Raw genomic sequence first — 20,330 nt, forward strand, 5'->3', positions numbered from 1 at the left:
AAAAAGCCCTGCTCTATCTGGGAGCAGGGCTTTGTATGTAGCAGATATAGGGCGGTTATATTAATTTGCCGTTAAAGCAACTGCATTGAGCTGTCTGGAAGTCCCATCAGGGCCCACGGCAACGATATTGTCGAAGATCACACGCGTGCCTGGTACAATGCCATTAAGGGCTGAAGACATGCTTGAACTCAACTGCCCGCCCGAAGTCGATAACACGATTGCATCCGCACGAGGCTTGGCAATGATCATCGTAAATTTGGTGACCCTAAAAGTAGCATCAAAATCGAAGTTATCCAGTTTCGCAAATAATGCATTTTGTGCTTTAAGTGCCACAGTAGCCATCGAACCGCCTGTTTTACCAGCAAACTTGGCAATCGGATCCGGAATGCGTTTCACACGGAATTCTGTCGAACTCAATGTTTGTGTTTTTCCTGGTGCTACTTCAGCCGAAACCGAAATATGTGCTGTACCCGGAGAACTTACTTTCACATTATACTTACCACCGCCGGCACTAGAAATACTGCCGCCACTCATGCTCACCCGCACTTTATCTGTCGGAGTACCCGGAGCTGATACCGATATCGGATTGTTCACACCGATATAAAGTACATTCATTTTGTCTGGCGATACGACCGCTGAAGGACGCGCAACCTGGTAGGTCTGTACAGGGGTACGATATTCTTTATAAGACCCGTCTGTCTGTTTGACTTTAATCACACCGGTCCAGGTATAGATACCTTCGCGACTGGTGTTGATCGAATAAACACCTTTCCCATCCACCACCTGAAGCGATGATCCATTAACTGAAATGGCCGGTTCAGATTTAGAATCGGATGCCGTCAGAAATACTTCGGCTTTATAAGGTTGCCCTTGGACCAAATAGGAGGTAGGAGCAACAGCAACCGCTGCAAATTTGTCTAAGTTCACAACGGCCTGATCCATTTTGCCCAAGATAAGCTTGACCACATCGGACTCTGCATTCTGCGCATCGGTCTGAATTTTGGTTAAAATGGTCATTGCTGCGGTCAAAGGTGTACCACTACCGAAATTAATTTCTTCCCAGGATTTTTTACCGTTTACAGATTTCTCGGGATCTTTCGCCTCTAGAGAGAACGAAACCATCTTTTGTTCTTCAGGTGTGAGTAGGGCTAACAGTTTAGTACGTGTTGTATTGATTTTATCTTTTAAAACAGTTCCTTTTTTCTCGTTGATCATCAGATTCGGTGAAATGTCTTCGTTTTCACGTTGTGCCAGATCGCCCTTTTCTTCATCGTATCCACCACCTTGTTTAACGAACTCTTCTTTTAAGGAACCAATATACTGATTGAGTTCTCCAATGATAGCCTGTGCTTTTTTTGCCTTATCGTAGATTGGTTTGGCACGTGCCGGTTCTTCTTTTAATTTGGTGTTTTCGAATGCGGTGAACAGTTGTTGAACGGCTGTGCTGACATTCGATTTGGATGTTTCGAGACTGTTGTTGATATTTTTGAATGCATCCAAGATGGAATCCGGTACATTGAGCGCCAATAAGGCGAGCAGGACCAGATAGAGGATGCCAATCATCCTTTGTCTTGGAGTTTCTCTTCCTAATGCCATTGTTTTTAATTTAAGTGATACAAGAATTAATTACACACGCGGTTGATTCATCGCGCTCAGCATATTGCCATAAATGGCATTTAAGGCATTGAGGTTTTTCGCTAGCTTGCCCACTTCATCTTTAAATGCTTTGGAATCATCCAGCGATTCGTTGAAATTTTGCATGGTAAAGCTTAGGTTCTCATAAAACTTGTTCATCGATTGTAAATGTGATGCCGAATCGCGTAACTCACGTTCATACATCGCATTTAATTGGCTTAGGTTGGTTGTCAAACTTTTTACCTGTTCGTGGTAATTGGACGTATCGCCAGAGGTATTCGACATGGCGACTAGGTTTTGCGAAGCTTTTTCAAACGCTAGGCTCAAGTTATCAAACTTAGAAGTTGCTGTTCTGAGTTTATTCGTAAACTCTTCTGTTGCTAATGAAACATCCGATAACTTATTGATTGCTGATACTTTTTCACTGAAATCACGTAGGCCACGACCGAGATTTTCAATGCTTGCGGGTTCAATATTGGCATCGGCAAACATTTTATCTAAAGCAGCTGTGGCCGATGGACCTGCAGGTTGGGCAACAACAGTTTTTCCTCTTTGTGGAAGATCACCATTAAAATTGTCGTCCAATTCAGGATAAACCCGGGTCCAGTCTGGTTCCGGTGCTGGCGGATTGAAACCCATTAAAAAGAAAAGGAAGGCTTCTACACCTAAACCGATTCCGATCATATAATTGGCTGTGGTGCCGCCGATATGTAGAATCTTAAATAGTACCCCGATGATGACGATACTCGCTCCCCAGGATATGGCCACATTCAGCCATCTAGAATTGTCTTTTTTCTTGCTCATTGTTATCTCTATGTTTTGGTTTAATTTTTCTTGGAAAGCTTGAAATTCCTACGCTTTAAACTTTATTATAAACGTTAAATACCTTTTTTATAGTATGCTTAAGTAAAGCACGCCATGTAAAGCTAGTTATCTGTTTGTAATTGGCTCTGTAGGCTCAAAAAACATACCAAAAGGCTATTCATCACTTCCAAAATATTAGATACTGAGAATTTAAGTTAAGAGCATGAAGTTGTTGGATATATTTTTGCTAATCTGCTATAGCTTGATTGGATTTCGTTGTAGAAAATTATAAAGAGCACATTTATTGAGGATTAAATATAAAATAAAAAAAGGTTTTCACTCGGGGAGAATGAAAACCTTCAAATAACCAATTATAAACCTATCAAGGTGATGTAAATATATGGTTTTTTTTTGTTTTGTTTGTAATTTTAATCTGTTTTTTATCTAATTTTTTAAATGAAAGGTGATTTTTGTTGATATTTTAATTATTTATGTGTTTTATTTTGCCTTTTTTTTTATTAATATTTTGGTTTTTTTGTGCAATTGTCTGCTTATTTGTGATAAATAGGTGTTTTATTTGGTTTTTTTTTACTTCTTCTTTGTTGAATAAGGGTGTTTTTGTGTGGTTTTAATCTTATGGAAGGTGTAAAATTTTGTTTTAAATCCCATTTTTTGGATCGGTAAATGCTCGTCTATGTTTATCAATATGCGTAAAATTATTCTTAGCTATCCTTTCAACTGATTTTTTCAAAATAAAACAAACGTTAGACCTTCATGGCAGTTATACTTTAATGAGATATAAGTTGTAAACATAAAGAAATAACACTATGATGAACGAAACATTAATTCAACTTTCACAGAAGTGGCCCGCCTGGCTCTGGAATATTGCATTAATCCTTTTTTCATTTTTGATCGGTATCCTGATTAAACTCATATTTATTCCTCTACTACGGCGTCAGGCCATCCAACAGGAATCCTACTCCCTTTTCCGTTCCTTTATTAAGCGCTTTAACCGTGTCTTGAGTGTATTTATCCCCTTAATTGTCTTTAACAGTTTGTTGCCTTTCGCACAGTTTAACGAAAGAACCCTTCGCGTGGTGAGCAAAACGAATGAACTTTTATTGGTCAGTTTCTTTGCGGTTGTGCTGATACAGGGCATTAAAGTTTTTGAAGATTATCTCTACCATCGTTTTGATATAAATAAGGAGAATAATCTGCGCGAACGAAAGATTAGGACGCAAATCGTCTTTATCCGAAAAGTGGTGGTCACGCTGATTATTGTGATTTCATTGGCGATTATCCTTTTAAGCTTTGATAGTATGCAAAAGATCGGCGCCGGTTTGCTCACGGGAGTGGGCGTTGGCGGAATTATCATCGGTTTTGCTGCACAGAAGTCCTTGGGGAATCTCCTCGCTGGCTTTCAGATTGCTTTTACACAACCCATTCGTATGGATGACGTATTGGTAGTCGAAGGGGAATGGGGGCGTGTGGAGGAAATCAATCTGACCTACGTGGTCGTCAATATCTGGGACAAACGCCGCTTGGTATTGCCCATCACGTATTTTATTGAAAAACCCTTCCAAAATTGGACGCGCACGACTTCTGAAATATTGGGTACTGTATTTATCTATACAGATTTTACCGTACCTGTCCAGCTACTGCGTGAGAAATTGACAGCCTTACTTACCGGACACCCCCTTTGGGACGGTCAAGTCAATGTGCTTCAGGTAACAGATTTTAAAGAGCGTACCATGGAGGTCCGCTGCCTGATGAGCTGCCGGAATTCGGGGCAAGCTTTTGACCTGCGTTGTTTTATCCGCGAGGAGATGATAGCGTATATCCACACAAACTTCCCGAATGCATTGGCCAGAACACGCGTGGATTATATGGAGAGCGAGCAAAAGGGTATGTAATAGCTGAGGAGCGCTTGATAAATGATGGTCTGTTGAAAATAACCGTAATTTGTTTAAGTTTGTTTAAAATGTTTGCGCGAACGATATGCTGATTTTCTATACTGTTTTCTCAGGGTTATTAATTTTACTGAGTGTATTGCCCTTTGCCCAAAGCCAGCATTGGATTTTTCGGGTAGCTGAATTTGTGAAGCTGCAGCTGCTGGTATTTCAGCTGCCAGCATTGGCAATGGGATTTTATCTCGTGGGGAAAGATTCTTGGATCTGGTGCTTGCAAGGTGTACAGCTGGCGCTGATTGTATACCATGCCTATATATTGATCCGCTATACCAAATTTTGGCGTCGCGAAAAATATGAAAAGGGCAAGGATGCATCGGATAGTATCAAAGTGATCTCTTGTAATGTGCTGCAATTCAATACGGCTTATGACCGCTTTATTGACCTGATTCAAAAAGAACAGCCAAATATCTTTTTGACAATGGAAAGTGACGCCGCATGGGAAAAAGCCTTGCGTGTACTGGAAAAGGATTATCCCAATTTTGAGAAGGTAACGCTGGACAACACTTATGGCATGCACTTTTATACCAATCTGAAGATCAACAAATGTCAGGTGCATTATTTTGTGGCGGATGATATTCCGAGTATTGAAGCTGAAATGGAAACCGCCGATGGACACCGTTTTATTTTTTTTGCTGTTCATCCACCACCACCGAGCCCTACGGAAGAAGAAAATTCCAAGGAAAGGGACGGTGATCTGCTCAGTGTGGCCAAACGGGTGCGCGATTATAAAATGCCCGTAGTTGTCACAGGAGATTTTAATAATGTAGCCTGGGCAAAATCTTCCCTTTTGTTCAAGAAAACCAGCAGATTGATCGATGCACGCATCGGACGTGGCGTTCTTTCTACCTTTCATGCCAACTATTGGTTTTTCAGAGTGCCTCTGGATCTGTTGTTTCATAGTCCAACCGTATTTATCGACAAATTGTTTATTTATCCATCTGTGGGATCTGATCATTTTCCGATGGGCTGTACATTCTTTATCGATCGCTATTCCGAAGAGCAGGCGGAAGATATCGAACATTTGGAAGCTGGCGATATGGCGGATGTCAATGAGATGATTGCTGAGGGTAAAGAGGAAGAGAGCGAAAATCGAATTCCAGAAGGGGAATAAGGATATTAAATTCCGTATTGGCTTTATTTTTAATGAAAAAAGGAAGGAATTTTGTTTAAAATGCTTAATTTAACGACACTAAGCAAGATAGCCAAATCCAATCCATGGAAAGAGATCATTCTTCTTCGTTAACTTCGGCAACACTCTTGTCGAAAACCATCGATTTTCTCCGCTTCCCTCTGATCGTAGGGGTCGTATTTATTCATACAGATTTTTCAAATATCATCATTCAGGGTTCAAAACAGGTTAATATGTTCCATTTCCCTGTTTTCGCACAGGTCTTTTTCTTATTTTCGAAGCTCGTCTTCGAAGTCTGTGTGCCGCTTTTCTTTTTTATCTCAGGCTTTCTTTTTTTTTTATCGTACGGAGTACTTCACGTTTGAGGTCTATTTCAAAAAATTAAAGAGCAGGCTGCACAGTCTGTTTATTCCTTATATTTTTTGGAACTTCGCAGTACTACTTTTTTTCTTTCTGGCACAGACTTTTTTCGGTGGACTTTTATCAGGTGTCAATAAGCCAATTGTTCAGTATAGTATATCTGATTGGCTTTGGTCTTTTTGGGATACTTCGCATATCCATGTCCAGGCGACAAAAAACTTACCCATCAATTCACCTTTTTGGTTTATTCGTGATCTCATGGTGCTTGTGGTCCTGTCGCCCATCGTTTATATTTTAATTAAAAAGTTACACCTATTCGCAGTGCTGGTACTAGGATTCATCTGGGTCTGTAATCCCTATTTTTACTTGCCCGGATGGAGTACAGTTTCTTTCTTTTTCTTTTCGGCAGGGGCTTACTTTAGTTTGCATAAAAAGAATTTTGTGCTCATCATGAAGTCTTTCTTGCCCTGGCCAACTCCATGTTATATCTTGCTGCTCGTAGGGGCATTTTATAGTTTGGGCGCAGGTTGGTGGAGCTATAGCTATTGTGCCAGTGTATTGGTAGGCTTGATAACCGTGGTTGCAGTGACAGCTTCCTTTATTGAAAAGGGACACTGGCGTCCCAATTACTTTTTGGCCAGCGCCAGTTTTTTTATATTTGCTTATCACCGTTTACCATTGGTTTTTATTATCAAATTCTTATTTAACCAGATTAGACCGCAAACGGATGCAACACTGCTGTTTTTGTATTTTCTTTGCCCAGCTATTATTATACTGTTGGGACTATTGTTTTATTGGGCTATTAAGAAACTGTTGCCCAGCTTTACGGCAGTTATTTGCGGGGGTAGATTATCATGAAAAAAAAGAATTGGATCATTTTAGGAATCATAGTTGCTATGTTGGCAGCCGTAGCCATACTTTATAGGTTTTATTATCCGAAACATATAAAGTTGCTCAAGTCGGAGTTTGTTTTTACGGAGTTGATCCGATTGAAAAGTACAACAGTGAAGAATCAGGGAGCTTCCAATACCTGTTGGTCGTATACCGGGAATTCCTTTCTTGAATCAGAAATGATCCGAATGGGTAAAACTCCTGTGGCGATTTCGCCGCTATATACCGTCAGGATGGCTTATCTTGAACGGGCGAGAAACTACCTACGCCTGCATGGTGGCCTAAAATTAAATGAGGGGGGGCAGCTTCACGATGTCATGCAAATACTGCGTCTTCATGGGGCGATGCCTAGAGCTGCCTACACGGGAATTAAAGCGGGTAAAAGCTCGAGCAACTTCAAGGGCCTGCGCGCTGTATTGAACAGTACACTATCCATTATGGTAAAAAGCAGGGAACTGAAAAGCAGCTGGGAGCAAGATGTAGAGCTGCTAATGGACGACTATCTGGGCAAAGTTCCCGTTAATTTTGACTATCAGGGCAAATCGTATACAGCACGTAGTTTTGCCGATCAGGTGATAGGCATCGATCCAGATCAGTATATTCATATCGCTTCTGTCACCACCGTACCTTATTACAAAGCATTTGTTTTTTTGATTCCCGACAATTGGTCGTTCAGTCAGTTTTTTAACCTGCCGATGGAAGACCTTACAGCTGTTATTGATCAGGCTTTAAAAAAAGGCTTTACGGTAGCATGTACAATCGACATTTCGGAACCTGGTTTTTCCTGGCCTTATGGAATTGCGTATGTTCCCCAAAAGTCGGCGTCAGACATGACAGCGGAAGAAAAAAAGACGCAGTTCGTCAGGCCACAACCCGAAGGCAAAATCGATGCCTTGAAGCGGCAGAGAGCATTCGATGCATGGCAAACAACAGATGATCATGCGTTACATATTATAGGCCTAGTAAAAGATCAAAACGGAAAAGAATACTATGTTGCCAAGAATTCTTGGGGCAGGGGCAATGCCTTCCAGGGCTTTGTCTACCTCACGAAAGAATATTTACGTTATAAAAGTACTGCCTTAATGCTTCACAAAGATGCACTTGAATCATCTTTGAAAAGGAAATTGTAAAAACTAGCTGCTCAGTTGTTGTTGTGGTCTACTTCGATTTTGATATATGTTTTCCAGGTAAGTACCTAGTGATCGTGTGCGTTCAGTGTCCACATTGCTGATATACCGTTGAAACATTTGTTCTGTACTATGTCCTGTCGCGTCCATCAACAATGCCGTAGGAATTTTACCGTAAAAATTTGTGGCAAAACTTCTTCGGCCAATATGGCTGGTAATCGCCTCACATTTTGGAATAAGCTGATCTGAGGAACGGAATCCGTTCCGCTTCCTGACTTTCACCAGTGTGGTAATACCTGCAAGACGCGCCACTTCCTTGATCTGCTCATTATATTTTTGAGCAGTCATTTTATGGGGGAAGCGATGCCCGTTATTTGACATAATAATTAATGCCGTAGGATGAAGTGGAAGTAAAATGCTTTTCTGTGTTTTCTGCTGGGTGAACGACAAACAGGGCTTGCCATCGAGAATCTCCATCATATCCAAATTAAAATTCATAAAATCCGATACGCGTTGACCCGTGTAACAACTGATTACCAGCCAATCTTTGGCGGCTTTCAGATGAACCGGCACGTCTATATTTTTTATCGTGCTAATTTCATCTTCACTGAGGCTGATTGCACGGTTTATTTTTTTGACCTTGGGCAGTTCTAATTCATAGACAAAAGTTCGTACTCCTCTTTTCTCCAAAAAATTAAGCACTGTACGCACAAAATGTACCGTGCGGTATATGGTACTTATACTGTAGTTTTCGGATTCACCATAGGCAATAAATTGCTGTACAAAAAGGCTGTTTACCTGATCTAACATCAGATATTTTTGCTGATACCCCTCAAAGCGTTTTAATAAACGGAAGAAGACGAGGTAGCGTTTGTGTGTGGTTGAAGTAATGAGGTGAATTCGGCTTTTGATAAAATTGTCGACACTTTGTAGCAGTCCGCCTGCTGGAAGTGAAGGCGTCGCCTCCGAGCAGCATTTTTTGACTAAGCGGTTGACTGCTCGAAGTGAAAACTCCTTTTTATTCGACTTTAAGTCAGAAAGATAAGTCGCTATTGCAATCTTCAGTGCATCCAACTTTGTATTTAGCTTTTTAAAATTTTTTAGATAAATATTATTGGGTCGCTGTTTTTCCTCGTCCCATTGAGCCGGAACAATTTTTAAAGGAGTTTTAATAAGAAATTGCTGTTGTTGATCATCAACAAATGCAAGGTAGATGAATGATATTGAAGTAGGATTCAATAAGGTAAAATTAAAAATCATGAGGTAAACTTTTTGCTATTGTCTGAGCATAAAGATACTAGATTATACAGATTAGTCTAATTCAGACTACAATCCTACCTATTCAAATATAACTATTTTTTTTTAATTACTTACAAGATATGCCTTTAAAATAATCATTCGGTTAGTAAATGTTTTTAATTGTACAAAAGACAAGTTAGAAATCAAAAACTTTTCTACTTAACTTATTTGTAATCAGATTGTAATGTTTTTTTTCTAGTCTGAATTAGACTAATAATTTACAATTAAAATAGCTAGTACAAGCTTGTTGAAAAAATATAATAGACCGAAATATGAACAGTAAACAGAGATATGTCGCGCCGAAAATTGAAATGCTTTTAATTGTATTGGAGAATTGCTTTGATAACTTCATCAACATGTACTCCTGCAATAAATCCAAATACAGCCAAACTGAAAAATCCAAGGTTTCAAATTTATAATTTAACAATTACCTTAATGGACAAGAAATTAAAACTTGCATTTGCAGATGATAACGTATTGCACCTGAAAGTAATTGAGCATCTAGCCAGGGAAATGGGGAACTATGAGATGCTGTATTCCTGTCATAGTGGAAAGGAACTTGTGCATCTGCTTGAGACAAATATGGAGCAGCCAGATGTGTGCATTCTGGATTTGCATATGCCGGAGATGGACGGCATGGAAACTGCCCGTGTACTGAAAAGCCGCTACCCCATGATTCGCCTATTTGGGTATTCGGCCAGCGAAAGTGCAGATGAAAAAAAAAGGTTTCTTGATAGTGGTGTTAAGCTTGTTTTCTCAAAACAGTCTCCCCGAAAGATGTTGACGTCTATCTATCATTATACCATGCTCTGTGAAAATCTAGATATCATTGATTTTGAAAAGAATTTATTTAGGAAATGGAATTTTGTAAATCAGCTATAGGAAAAGAAACGATGCAATTTGGTGCACTAAAACTGGCTGAGTATGGTAGCCAGCTAGGTAAAAGGCTACACGATAAATCGGTTTTTTCTATCATTCGAACCTGTTCTCCTGTCAGCATAAAAATTGGCCCAACGTTATACGATTTTGGGACTAGCGAACTCATATTTATTGGGCCACATTTTGAAGTCGAGATCGCCCAACCTATCGTTGCTGAGGGATATTTACTTTGGTTTACGGCAGATTTTTACGAAAGATCAATAGCGGATACCGAAATACTCAATTCGGGATTGTTTTTTGGAAATCATACTTTTCTGTCTATGCGGGATTGCAGAGCTGATCTGGTTTTCAAGAAACTATTCATGGAGCGTTTGACATGCTGCACTGAATACCGTACGATCGATATGATGGTTGCCCACCACTGCTTTGAATCCTTGTTACTCGAAGGGTATCAAACAATGCTATCGCTAGAAACAACACGTGGATCTGCTGACACCGCTGCCGTTCAGTTATTTAACAGATTTTCGGTCTTATTGCATAAGCACTACCGCGAACATACCAGTGTGCAGTATTATGCGGACCGTCTGCACCTTTCTCCACGGAAGTTGACCGAGCTGTGTTCTGCCGTTGCTGGTAAATCGGCTAAATGTGTGATATCCACTGTTGTGGCCCAACAGGCTTTGCGCTATATAAAGCATACAGATCTTTCAATATCTCAGATCTCCTATGAGATGGGCTTCTCGGATGAATCTAATTTTCGCAATTTTTTTAAAAGGCAGACAGGTAGTAATCCGCTTTTCTATCGCCAGATTTAAATTTGGGAACTCGTTTATGCTTTTGTAGATTCTTTTTTAAAGTATAAATAAGGACGCTTACTGGCCGGCATCCGGCTAACCGTCCTCGGCAAAGCTTTTTTGTCGAGTATTCCACTGCCTAAGTATTTCAACAGTAAGGCATATAATCTTTCCGATGTGAAAGCCGCCTGGTAATCCTTCCTAAAGTCGGCTACCATCGCTTCGAGTGTTTTTGGACTGTTGAAATAGTCGGATCGGTGGATAATATAGGCGATGAGCTCGCGCTGTTGGCGATGGTACTCGCTCTGGCTGCTACTTTCATCAAATGGAGATACCCGACTCTTTAATTCTTGATCCGCAAAGTAGCTCTTTTTAAAGTCCTTTAAATCAGGAAGGTGCTCTTCGTCGATCTTTAAATATAAGGCCGCATCAAAAAAATCGGCTAGTCGAATGGCAAATGGCCGACAGATTTTTGAAAGGCTATCCACAGATAATGAACTTGTTTTACGGTAAGCGCTCCGGATAGTGGATGTGGAGACACCCACGAAACTGGCTAGGCTTTCGATCGTCAATCCCGTTAAATCAATGATTTCCAGTATTCTTCTTGAAATTAGTTCTGCTAATTGCTGATCTGATATTTTTCCCATACTTAATCTTTTCTTGTCTGCAATTTTACCATGTGAGCATATTACAACACTATTTAATCCATAAGTTCCAATAGGTACACGAGGGTCTAATGTGGCTTGTTTTCAGAAACTGATCGTCAAAGCTAGTCTAATAAAATGAATAATGACGTGTAAGAAATGTGTATTATCGTGTGTAAATTCCCATTTCTTTCCATATTTCAGCTACAGGTTTGTGTTATGAAATATAATAAGCAAACAATGATACCCTGGCGATTTCTTTGCCTGTGCTGCAGTCTGTTCTTTTCCTGTATTATTCTCGCCCAGGAGAATAGAAACTTACTGGATAAGGTACACCATGCCGAACCTCTCTATAATGACCTTGTACGCGACCTTGGCGCGAGGAAAGGGGAAAAAGAATTTAATCTAGGAGCCGATATCACACGTACGAGTCTAAAGGATGATTTTGGATATCTCATGGAATATGAATTTGCACCAATTGATCGCTTAGGACTCGAGGTCGAAACGGATTTTACCTATGTTAAAAGCCGTATTGCCAATGTACCTTCAACAAATCAATTGGAAAGACTACGTTTGTCCTCGCAATATTCATTCTATGTCTCAAAAAAGAACGCGGCAACCTTGGCTGTTGGATATACACAGATCTTTAACTTTGTCAACGGTGGTACCGCCTTTAATCCTTTTTTTATAGCCGCCAAAAACTGGCACCGTCATTGGCATACGTTAATTTACACCGGGCCTGAGATTGCTTATCAATATGGTACATCCAAAACGGCTATGGATTGGCAGGTCAATACGTCGTTTCATTATACTGTGCCGAATACCGATCATTTTGTCGGTGTTGAGATCAACCAGGAAATTTCGTCCGAAGGCATACATACAGTTTTGCATCCCCAGATCAAACTCGGCCTCAGCAAAAAATTGGCCGTTGGTGTGGCAATTGGCCTACCGATAGGCGGGGCGGAAAATAGGCTAAGTTCCTTTTTGCGCATTATTTATCAGCTTTAGCGGAACCGGTTTTCTGATCGCTAAATGTCGCCTGCTGCGACCGGTATTTAACTTAAAGCAGTTATTTCTCCAGGTTTTAAAATCTCGTTGGAGGAAAATTTTATATCGATTATTAATATATAATTATTTTCAAATAACTATATTTGATCTGTCCATATTATTGAACTTAGTCGATTGTGTTTGAAAAAGCGCTAAAATTTCTATTGCTATTGAGCACTTGTTTTGCTATGCCTGTTTTTAACAGGGTAATGGCTTTAGGCTATTTTGAAATCGAGATTCTTTCGGGAATAGATCCCTTTCACCGTAATATAGAATCTGCGGCCCGCGATAAACAAGGGTTTATCTGGTTTGTTGCTGGAAGCCTTCTTTACCGATATGATGGCGTTGCAATCAAACCTTTTAATGAGCTTTATACAGGGCCGTTAGGTTTTACAGAAGTGAATAAACTCACCACCGATGATACGGGACGGCTATGGTTAGAGACAAGAAATGGGCTGTTCATCTTTGATACACAGCTATGGCGATTTATTGAAAAAGATACGTTTTCAAAAGGGCTCGTGGGCGAGGATGTCATTGCGCTATCTAATCAAGGGAAAAATCTTTTTGTGGCAACCCGATCGGGTATTCTCTGGCAGATCAGCGGTTTTCGGAAGAAAAAGCTGATGCAGTTTCAGCCAGCTTTATCCGAATTGCGGCGGCCGGTAGGTAAAAGTCTTATTGCGGATGAAAGTAGGCTTTGGTTTGCTTACAACAGCTTACTCTTTTTTGTAGATTTAAAATCGGGAAAAACGCAGCAGGTTCAGATGCCAAAAAGGGTTTATCGGGAGCTAGATGATCTATTTTTATTGGAAAATGGTCTGCTACTGCGAAATTATGGTTTAGGCTATATGACCTTTGACGGAAGGGAATTTCACCAATTACATCTGAAGGGCCTCAATACAGGTGATATGCGCGATTGGGCCCATTGGTCCTTTGCTGAAACGGAAAAGATCATTTTCCTTTTCGGTGATGGCCGCTATTTTGAATTTAGAAATAACCTTGAAATGACGCTCTTACGTCAGGATAAACACGATATCCGCAGCAGTCTGTTCAAATCAAGGCTCAACCAGCTCGATTTTAATGGGCACGAAGGACTCTGTGCAACAGAGAATGGCTTGTATAGCCTTGTAAGAAGAACCTTTGAGCTGGATTATTGGAATACGGGTACGGCCAGGGCAATCGTAAAACAGCAGGATAAATACTACGTGGGCGGCTATGCCCCGTTAAAATATTTTATGTCAAATAACCTAGCCATAAAAGAATCGGCCCCGCTCAATAATTATTATGCTTTTCTGCCAATCGACAAAGATACTGCGCTTGTCGGGTTGGAGGGTAACTTTCTGGGGTTACTGGCCAATGGAAAATTTAGATCCTTATCTTATAAAAAGGCAAAGGGAACCCTAGAAGATGTGTCCACCATGGTGTACAGCCTCTGTCACTATCGGGAAAACAGCTATCTGTTAGGGACATCATGTGGGCTATGGATCTATAATCGCGATACGGGATCAGTAAGTCCATTAAGGGATAATATGGGAAAGCTTGTTGGGATGGGTGAACGAGTCAATTCCATTCAAGTGCGACAACAGGTCATCTCATTCACTACCGAAAATGGATATTTTGAATACTTGGCGGGCCAGCTGCGGAAAATTTATCCGCAAAAAAGTGAGAAACTCCAGGTGTACAGCCATTCATTTCGACATAATAAGGTTTTCCTGGCAACAAAAGGAAAGGGGCTGATAGCCATAGACGCCAGTACAGGACATGTTGACACCTATAACACGAATGGTGGGTTAGCACATAATGTGGTTTTTAATATGGCGTGGATAGATGATCTGTTGTTTTTGGGGACATTCCGGGGCCTGTCGGTCTGGGACGGTAAAAATTTTTATAATGCTTATGCGATGCATGGGCTTCCATTTGAAGAATTTAATCAGGCTTCTATACTCGAAGATAAGCCTCAAGGGCAATTGTTTATTGGTGGTGTACTCGGCTGTATTGCCATCCAGCCGCAGCAGTTTTTGTATAATCTGAAGCAGGAAACAGTGCCGCCGCCGGTATTGTCAACAATTTCTATGGGTACCAGCTCCGGGAATATCGTAACTTCCTTTACACCAAAGGATGGTCAGGACACGCTAATTTTCGACAAAAAAATTGAATTTGCAAATCTTAGAATAGCAAAAATAGATGCTTATAAGCAAAATTACAAAATCTACTTTCGCCTCCGGCCCCTCATTAAATCTTTTCAGGAAGTGCCGGCATCGGGAGAAATTAACCTTTCCGATCTGAAAACAGGCGAGTACGAACTTGAATTGAAGACGATAAGCGACAATGGTCTAAGTGTGAAAACCAAGCGGTGGCTGTTTTATAAAAAGCCGAAATTTTATGAGACACAGCTTTTTTATGTGCTGGTTACCCTAGGGCTGGGCGTTGTTCTTTATGTCATTGCTATTCTGCGATCTTCGCAGCTCAAGCGGGATAAAAAGCTCCGGCTGGAACTCGCGCGCGATCTGCATGACGAGGTTGGCGGCCTGCTCACGGGAATTGCGATGCAGACTGATCTTATGGCTATAGGTCAGCAGTCCGCAGGGCGGCATCAGTCGCTGGAAAAAATTGCAGCCTATAGTCGGGAGGCGGTACAAACGATGGATGACGTCATCTGGGCAATAGACTCGCGCAATAATAGCCAGGGAAGCTTAGAAGACCGGATGAGGTTTTTGGTTTCGCAGATCCTGCCGATGCAGGATGTCGATGTCAAATTTGATATAAATCTGCAAAGTGCCGGCCAGCTGCCTCAATATGTACGTCAGAATGTATATCTCATCTTTAAAGAAGCATTGCATAATATCTGCAAGCACAGTCCCAATGCGAAAGTTGATATATTTTTAAAAATAGATCGTCATCAGCTGATTTTAAGGTTGTGTAATACCATACAATTGACGGAAGGAACAATCTCACATACGAAGTATCCGAGACATGGTCAGGGTACGGCCAACATGAAACGTCGGGCAGAGGCGATAGGGGCTAAATTCGAAGCCGAAAGGTCCGCAACACGTTATCAAATTCAATTAGCTGCGAAACTCAACGTGAATAAACTTTTTCTTGACTTTTTTAATTGATATGATGCAGCATAATCCCCAATTTTGGATAAGTTTAAGCTTCGCTATATTGGGGGGAGCTTTTTGCATATCAGGTCTTTTATTCCGCTTTTATCGTTTTTTTAAATACAAAGATATAGGACAGCTACTGATCAGTGTGGGGGTGATGGCCTTAATTTGGCATGTCATGATCTATTGCATGATCTATACGGGGGAAATTCAATATTATCCGCGTATTTATAACAAAGGAATTCCATTTTATTATCTGGTGGGCCCCTGCTTTTATTTTTATGTTTGGCTCAAATTTAATCCCAATTCGACACTGCCTAAATATTGGCTACTACATTTATTGCCCTTTTGTTTTGGATTGATTGATGTCATTCCGTATGCAATAGCCCCGCTAGAAGAACAAAAAAAACTGCTCAGGATGCTGGTGGAAGACATCCCCCTAGGATTTAAGCACCATTATGGTTTTGTGGATCAACAATTACATTATATGCTGCGATTTGGACTCGCTATTGCTTATATTATTGGACAATGGCGGTTATATTATAATGCAGATGTAGATGCGAAAGCCACAAAAAGAGAAGTGCTGATTTTTAACAGCGTTTACAGCATTTATCTTCTGCTGCAATGTAGTATAGTCTTAGCCATTATCCTTAACAGCAGTCAGGAGGCCTATATTCTTAAAAGTCTGGATAAGCTGGTCTGGGTAAGTTTTTGCTTTCTTTTGTTTAGCCTGTGGTTTATGCTGGATGGAAATAAAAAATCAACATTATACTACTTAAAATAAAACATACTTATCTTTATTTTTTATGCCAAACACAAAATTTAGACTTGCAATCATAGAAGACCGTATGCCTGTTCTCGAATCATTAAAATCTTACTTCGAGGATAACACTCAGTTTGATCTGGTGGTTGCTGCACGTGAACTTGATGAGCTGCTAGAAGCGAAGTGGAGTCCTGAATGTTTAGATTTGCTGCTCTGCGATATTGGACTACCGAATAAAAATGGCATTGAAATAACTTGGTATATAAAGCGCAAATTTCCGCATATACAGGTCGTTATGTTTACGGTGTTTGATGATAAAGAACATATATTTCAGGCACTTTGCGCGGGTGCCGCCGGCTACCTGCTTAAAAGTACGCCGTTACCCGAGATGGAGCAGTTGCTCGTGGAAGTCATGAAGGGAGGTTCGGTGATGAGTCCGCAGGTGGCTCGTCTGGTCATATCTCACTTTAACCCAGCACTCGAGCATAAAGTCGATTACCGGCATCGCGAACAGCTTACCCCTCGCGAGATCGAAATTGTTTCCCTTTTGCAACAGGGGTATACCTATAAAAAGGTTGCTGAAACTGCATTTATTAGTGTAGATACCGTGAAATTCCATATTAGGAATATCTATGGAAAATTACAGGTTAACAGCCGTTCGGAGCTTATGCTGAAATATAATAAACCGATTTGACAGAACTTCTTTTCGTGAAAAACAATACCTAAAGAAAACATGCTGCTCGTTTCAATCGATGGATTAACTATGCGGTGTGTACACTATCTGTTTTTGAGATCTTCTTAAGAGCATCTTAAGAAAATTCTATCTTACCGATAAATACCTATTTTAAGTTAAATTTTTTTGTAAAAACCACCCTTATGGGTAGGTAATCACTTTGCTTGTATTTTTAAATTTGTGATGCCATTTTAAAGCAACTTAATCTATTTAATTAAAAGTATGCAAAGTTATGATCTCCCACCTAAGCAATGTAGGGTGTTTTCGGTATTGCATGCAGACAGCGATCTGCTCATGCGAAAAATAATTTCGAATGTTTTCTCCAATGAGGCATTTCAGCTGGATTCTGCTGCCAATGGAAAAGAAGCCTTTGCCCTTTTGGAAGCGAAGGACTATCAGTATGATATCGTCATTACCGAAATGCATATGCAATATGCAAACGGGTATGAAATTATCAATAAGGTGCTGAAAGAATCTCCAAGTACCCGGACAATTATAACATCCAACATGAGTTACCTCCATATTCGTGAGGGACTGGAAATTGTCCGTGAAGACTGTTTTAAAAAGCCGCTGGTCGTGGGAAAACTATTGGAAAGAGTCAAGCTAATCATGGAAGGAGATACGCATGTTGCCGAACAATTACTTCCAGAAGTCGGGTCTAAGGTCGTAAATATCTCCGAGAGCCAGAACAACGAAGCTGAGCCGCATCAAATGCAGTTAGATTCTTTTCTGCAAAATGCTAAAATAGCTCATTCCGAACAACCGCAGGGAATAGTTCCTGTACAGGAACTAATAGCTGTGGAGGAGCTGGTAGATGTGCATGAGATAGAAGAGATACAGGAAAAGATAGATATGCAGGCGGTGGTACGTGCGCAAGAAGATGCGATGAATGAGCTTTTTGTCGCTGAATATGTGGCCAGGGAAGAAATCTTGGCAATAGATATTGTACCTGAACAACCTGTTTTACTAGCGGCTACACAGAAGTTGCCAGTCATGTCAGGTAAACGATGGTGGTAAATAATTAGTACACACGAAAAATTTTTATGTATACAATACAGTCATTCTCAAGCCTAATGCAGGCAACAAATTCACCCTTGGTAAACACCGCCAACTCACTATTGACCGGCTTGAAAATACAAATGGGACAGCAGTGGTATATCTGTGGTAAATTGGCACTAAATGAAGGGAATAGCCCTAGAAGACCGCTGAATGCATCTCCGGAATCATTGGAATGCCAACTGTTGTTTAAGGCAGCAATTTTAAGCAGTGGTGTTAGCGCCGACACTCCGCTTATGGTAACCATCGGCTTGCCCAATAGTACCTATCGCTTGTATCGGGAAACTGCCGAACAAACGCTTCGTGGTAAACATATCATCCAGTCGGATCCCGCTGTTTATGGTGAGGACGGATCCGGTATATTACCAATTGAGGTCGCGCATATTGACGTTTTGCCGGAGGTGGTGAGTTGTATGGTGGCGTTGCGCAGGGGAGAAAGTTGCGAAAGGGGAGCTTTCTTCGTTTTTAGTTTTGGGTTTGGTACATTGGAAACTGGGCTAAGTACCGATGAAGGCGTAGTAGAAAATGCGATGGGGAGTGCTCCGGGTATGCATTATGCTGTCAATATCCTCCGCGAACAGCTCCAGCAGACGTATGACCTCTCTTTTCAGAGCATTCAGCAGCTCGATGAGGCTTTTCGAAACGGCTACCTCTATATCAACCGTAAAAAAATTGACCTCCAGGGACTGCGCAAAAAGGCGATACAGAACTATTATGCCGAAATTGTGTCACCAGCATTGGGTGATGTGGTCAATGATAGAAATCTGGCTAAATCAAATCGAATCTTTCTATGTGGTGGTGGGGCGCATTATGGCGATCTCATCGATTGTATTCTCGAAGAGTTTGGGGATATTGCCGGTGTTAAAATTGTCGACCAGCCTGAATCCCTCGCTGTAAAAGGCTATTTACTCAATTCCATGCGTTACATTCAGGATCAGTCCAAATTACCGGTCGGAATCGATCTTGGGAATATACAAACGCGTGTTGCCCTTGCTGAAAACTAAGGTATGATGGTAGATCAAACTTTTATTGCGGTGATTCAAGGGATTGTGGCAACATCCTTTATTGGAACTTTTGTCGCTTATGCTGTGATCATGGTACTCCGTTTTCGAACGGCAAAAGCACAGCGTCGGCAAAATAAGCTTGACCAACTGATAGAAGATCGTATACTGCCGCAGTTTATTCAGGAAATGGGTAATGAAAGCGCGCATGTATCCATTGATCAGGCTGTGCTGGATGAGTTGGCGCTGATGGACAAAAGAAACCGCCAGACCCTAATTGATACTTTGATCCGTCTCCGATGGCATGTGGCCGGAACAAATGCACTGATTCTTCATCGTATCTATGTGCTTCTTGGGCTAAATCTGGATTCGTTGCAAAAGATGAAATCGCGCAAATGGTATCGTAATGTTCAGGGATTGCACGAGCTGACGCTAATGGACTACGCGATCTCCGATATTGATATTCTCCGATTCAATCTCAGTGAAGAATCTGAACTGCGCTCTGCCGCCCGAAGCGCTTTCATGCGTTTCAGCAAGAATGAGCCTTTCCGCTTTTTTGATGAAGTGCGCGATCCCTTGAGTATTTGGGAATTGATCGGTTTTTTTCGGATTCTCGAGCAATCCCGCGATACCGTAAAATCCAATTTTGCCAATTGGATCCGTTATTCGCGCAACAAAACAGTTGTTATTTGCTGCATGAAGCTTGCTGCGCACGAGCAGAGCCTGGAGGCTATCGACAGTATTGAAGGATTGCTCAATGTGAACGACCATAGCCTTCGTTCGCATGCCATCAATGCGCTGGGGCATTTGAGGGCTGTACATACACAGGAAACACTGATTAAAATGTACCCGAACCAGCCGGTAGACTGCCAATGCGAAATCCTGTTTTCGCTCGGCATGTTTCGAACGCCGAGAGCCATGGAATTTCTGACGGAACAATTTCAATCGGCCTTTGATTTTGAAATTGAAAATCATGTTGCCGCGATACTCGCCCGTTTAGTACGCAACAAACAATTGGCCTGGAATCCTTTACATCTGCCTTCACGAAAAGAGCGCATTCTAAACTATTATCTGCACGAACAATAACGCATACA

Annotated in this window: 17 protein-coding genes; 13 read left to right on the plus strand and 4 right to left on the minus strand. The window is 41.1% G+C overall.

Features of this window, described 5'->3' with window-relative positions; all coding sequences use genetic code 11:
- Positions 1-60: 60 nt before the first annotated feature.
- Together gldM and gldL are read right to left on the minus strand one after the other, a co-directional pair.
- Entirely contained in the window at positions 61-1,596 is a 1,536-nt protein-coding gene (gldM, locus tag BV902_RS02515; protein WP_075990641.1) for a type IX secretion system motor protein PorM/GldM, read from the minus strand.
- Between the two features lie 30 nt (positions 1,597-1,626).
- Positions 1,627-2,439, minus strand: a complete 813-nt coding sequence (gene gldL, locus BV902_RS02520) for a type IX secretion system motor protein PorL/GldL (protein WP_075990642.1) — start codon at positions 2,437-2,439, stop codon at positions 1,627-1,629.
- 827 nt (positions 2,440-3,266) lie between these two features.
- On the opposite strand from gldL, the gene BV902_RS02525 reads away from it, so the two are divergent.
- From BV902_RS02525 to BV902_RS02540, 4 genes are all read left to right on the plus strand, one after another.
- The gene (locus BV902_RS02525; protein ID WP_237241917.1) at positions 3,267-4,352 is read left to right on the plus strand and encodes a mechanosensitive ion channel family protein; all 1,086 of its coding nucleotides are present in this window, start codon (positions 3,267-3,269) and stop codon (positions 4,350-4,352) included.
- Positions 4,353-4,437: 85 nt separating this feature from the next.
- Positions 4,438-5,520, plus strand: a complete 1,083-nt coding sequence (locus BV902_RS02530) for an endonuclease/exonuclease/phosphatase family protein (RefSeq protein ID WP_075990643.1) — start codon at positions 4,438-4,440, stop codon at positions 5,518-5,520.
- 264 nt (positions 5,521-5,784) lie between these two features.
- A complete protein-coding gene (locus BV902_RS02535) occupies positions 5,785-6,756 on the plus strand; it encodes an acyltransferase family protein (RefSeq protein ID WP_335682270.1) in 972 nt (323 codons plus the stop codon).
- Complete coding sequence (locus tag BV902_RS02540) at positions 6,753-7,919, plus strand: C1 family peptidase (protein WP_075990644.1); 1,167 nt, start codon at positions 6,753-6,755, stop codon at positions 7,917-7,919. The genes BV902_RS02535 and BV902_RS02540 overlap by 4 nt, the downstream gene beginning before the upstream one ends.
- Before the next feature lie 3 nt (positions 7,920-7,922).
- On the opposite strand, the gene BV902_RS02545 is transcribed toward BV902_RS02540, so the two are convergent.
- Positions 7,923-9,176: a tyrosine-type recombinase/integrase gene (locus BV902_RS02545; protein WP_075990645.1), complete on the minus strand. Its 1,254-nt coding sequence runs from the start codon at positions 9,174-9,176 to the stop codon at positions 7,923-7,925.
- Between the two features lie 474 nt (positions 9,177-9,650).
- On the opposite strand from BV902_RS02545, the gene BV902_RS02550 reads away from it, so the two are divergent.
- Positions 9,651-10,097, plus strand: coding sequence for a response regulator (locus BV902_RS02550; RefSeq protein WP_075990646.1), 447 nt, complete (start codon positions 9,651-9,653; stop codon positions 10,095-10,097).
- The gene (locus BV902_RS02555; RefSeq protein ID WP_075990647.1) at positions 10,073-10,909 is read left to right on the plus strand and encodes a helix-turn-helix domain-containing protein; all 837 of its coding nucleotides are present in this window, start codon (positions 10,073-10,075) and stop codon (positions 10,907-10,909) included. The genes BV902_RS02550 and BV902_RS02555 overlap by 25 nt, the downstream gene beginning before the upstream one ends.
- 14 nt (positions 10,910-10,923) lie before the next feature.
- Here the strand turns inward: BV902_RS02555 and BV902_RS02560 are convergent, their stop codons facing one another.
- The gene (locus BV902_RS02560; RefSeq protein ID WP_075990648.1) at positions 10,924-11,535 is read right to left on the minus strand and encodes a helix-turn-helix domain-containing protein; all 612 of its coding nucleotides are present in this window, start codon (positions 11,533-11,535) and stop codon (positions 10,924-10,926) included.
- Positions 11,536-11,751: 216 nt separating this feature from the next.
- Here BV902_RS02560 and BV902_RS02565 point away from each other — a divergent pair, with 216 nt between their 5' ends.
- From BV902_RS02565 to BV902_RS02595, 7 genes are all read left to right on the plus strand, one after another.
- Complete coding sequence (locus BV902_RS02565; protein ID WP_083663445.1) at positions 11,752-12,540, plus strand: HAEPLYID family protein; 789 nt, start codon at positions 11,752-11,754, stop codon at positions 12,538-12,540.
- Between the two features lie 176 nt (positions 12,541-12,716).
- Complete coding sequence (locus tag BV902_RS02570; protein ID WP_083663446.1) at positions 12,717-15,695, plus strand: sensor histidine kinase; 2,979 nt, start codon at positions 12,717-12,719, stop codon at positions 15,693-15,695.
- Position 15,696: 1 nt separating this feature from the next.
- Positions 15,697-16,467 (plus strand): hypothetical protein, encoded by a 771-nt coding sequence (locus tag BV902_RS02575; protein ID WP_075990650.1) that lies wholly within the window; start codon positions 15,697-15,699, stop codon positions 16,465-16,467.
- A 22-nt stretch (positions 16,468-16,489) separates the two neighbouring features.
- On the plus strand, positions 16,490-17,140 hold the full coding sequence (locus BV902_RS02580; RefSeq protein WP_075990651.1) for a response regulator transcription factor: 651 nt from the start codon (positions 16,490-16,492) through the stop codon (positions 17,138-17,140).
- A gap of 261 nt (positions 17,141-17,401) precedes the next feature.
- Positions 17,402-18,196, plus strand: coding sequence for a response regulator (locus BV902_RS02585; RefSeq protein ID WP_075990652.1), 795 nt, complete (start codon positions 17,402-17,404; stop codon positions 18,194-18,196).
- A gap of 26 nt (positions 18,197-18,222) precedes the next feature.
- Positions 18,223-19,239 (plus strand): ParM/StbA family protein, encoded by a 1,017-nt coding sequence (locus BV902_RS02590; protein WP_075990653.1) that lies wholly within the window; start codon positions 18,223-18,225, stop codon positions 19,237-19,239.
- Positions 19,240-19,242: 3 nt separating this feature from the next.
- Positions 19,243-20,322 carry a HEAT repeat domain-containing protein gene (locus tag BV902_RS02595; RefSeq protein ID WP_157625860.1) on the plus strand — a complete coding sequence of 360 codons (1,080 nt, stop codon included), beginning with the start codon at positions 19,243-19,245 and terminating at the stop codon, positions 20,320-20,322.
- Positions 20,323-20,330: the final 8 nt, after the last annotated feature.

The organism is Sphingobacterium sp. B29 (assembly GCF_001952815.1).
Lineage (GTDB): Bacteria > Bacteroidota > Bacteroidia > Sphingobacteriales > Sphingobacteriaceae > Sphingobacterium > Sphingobacterium siyangense.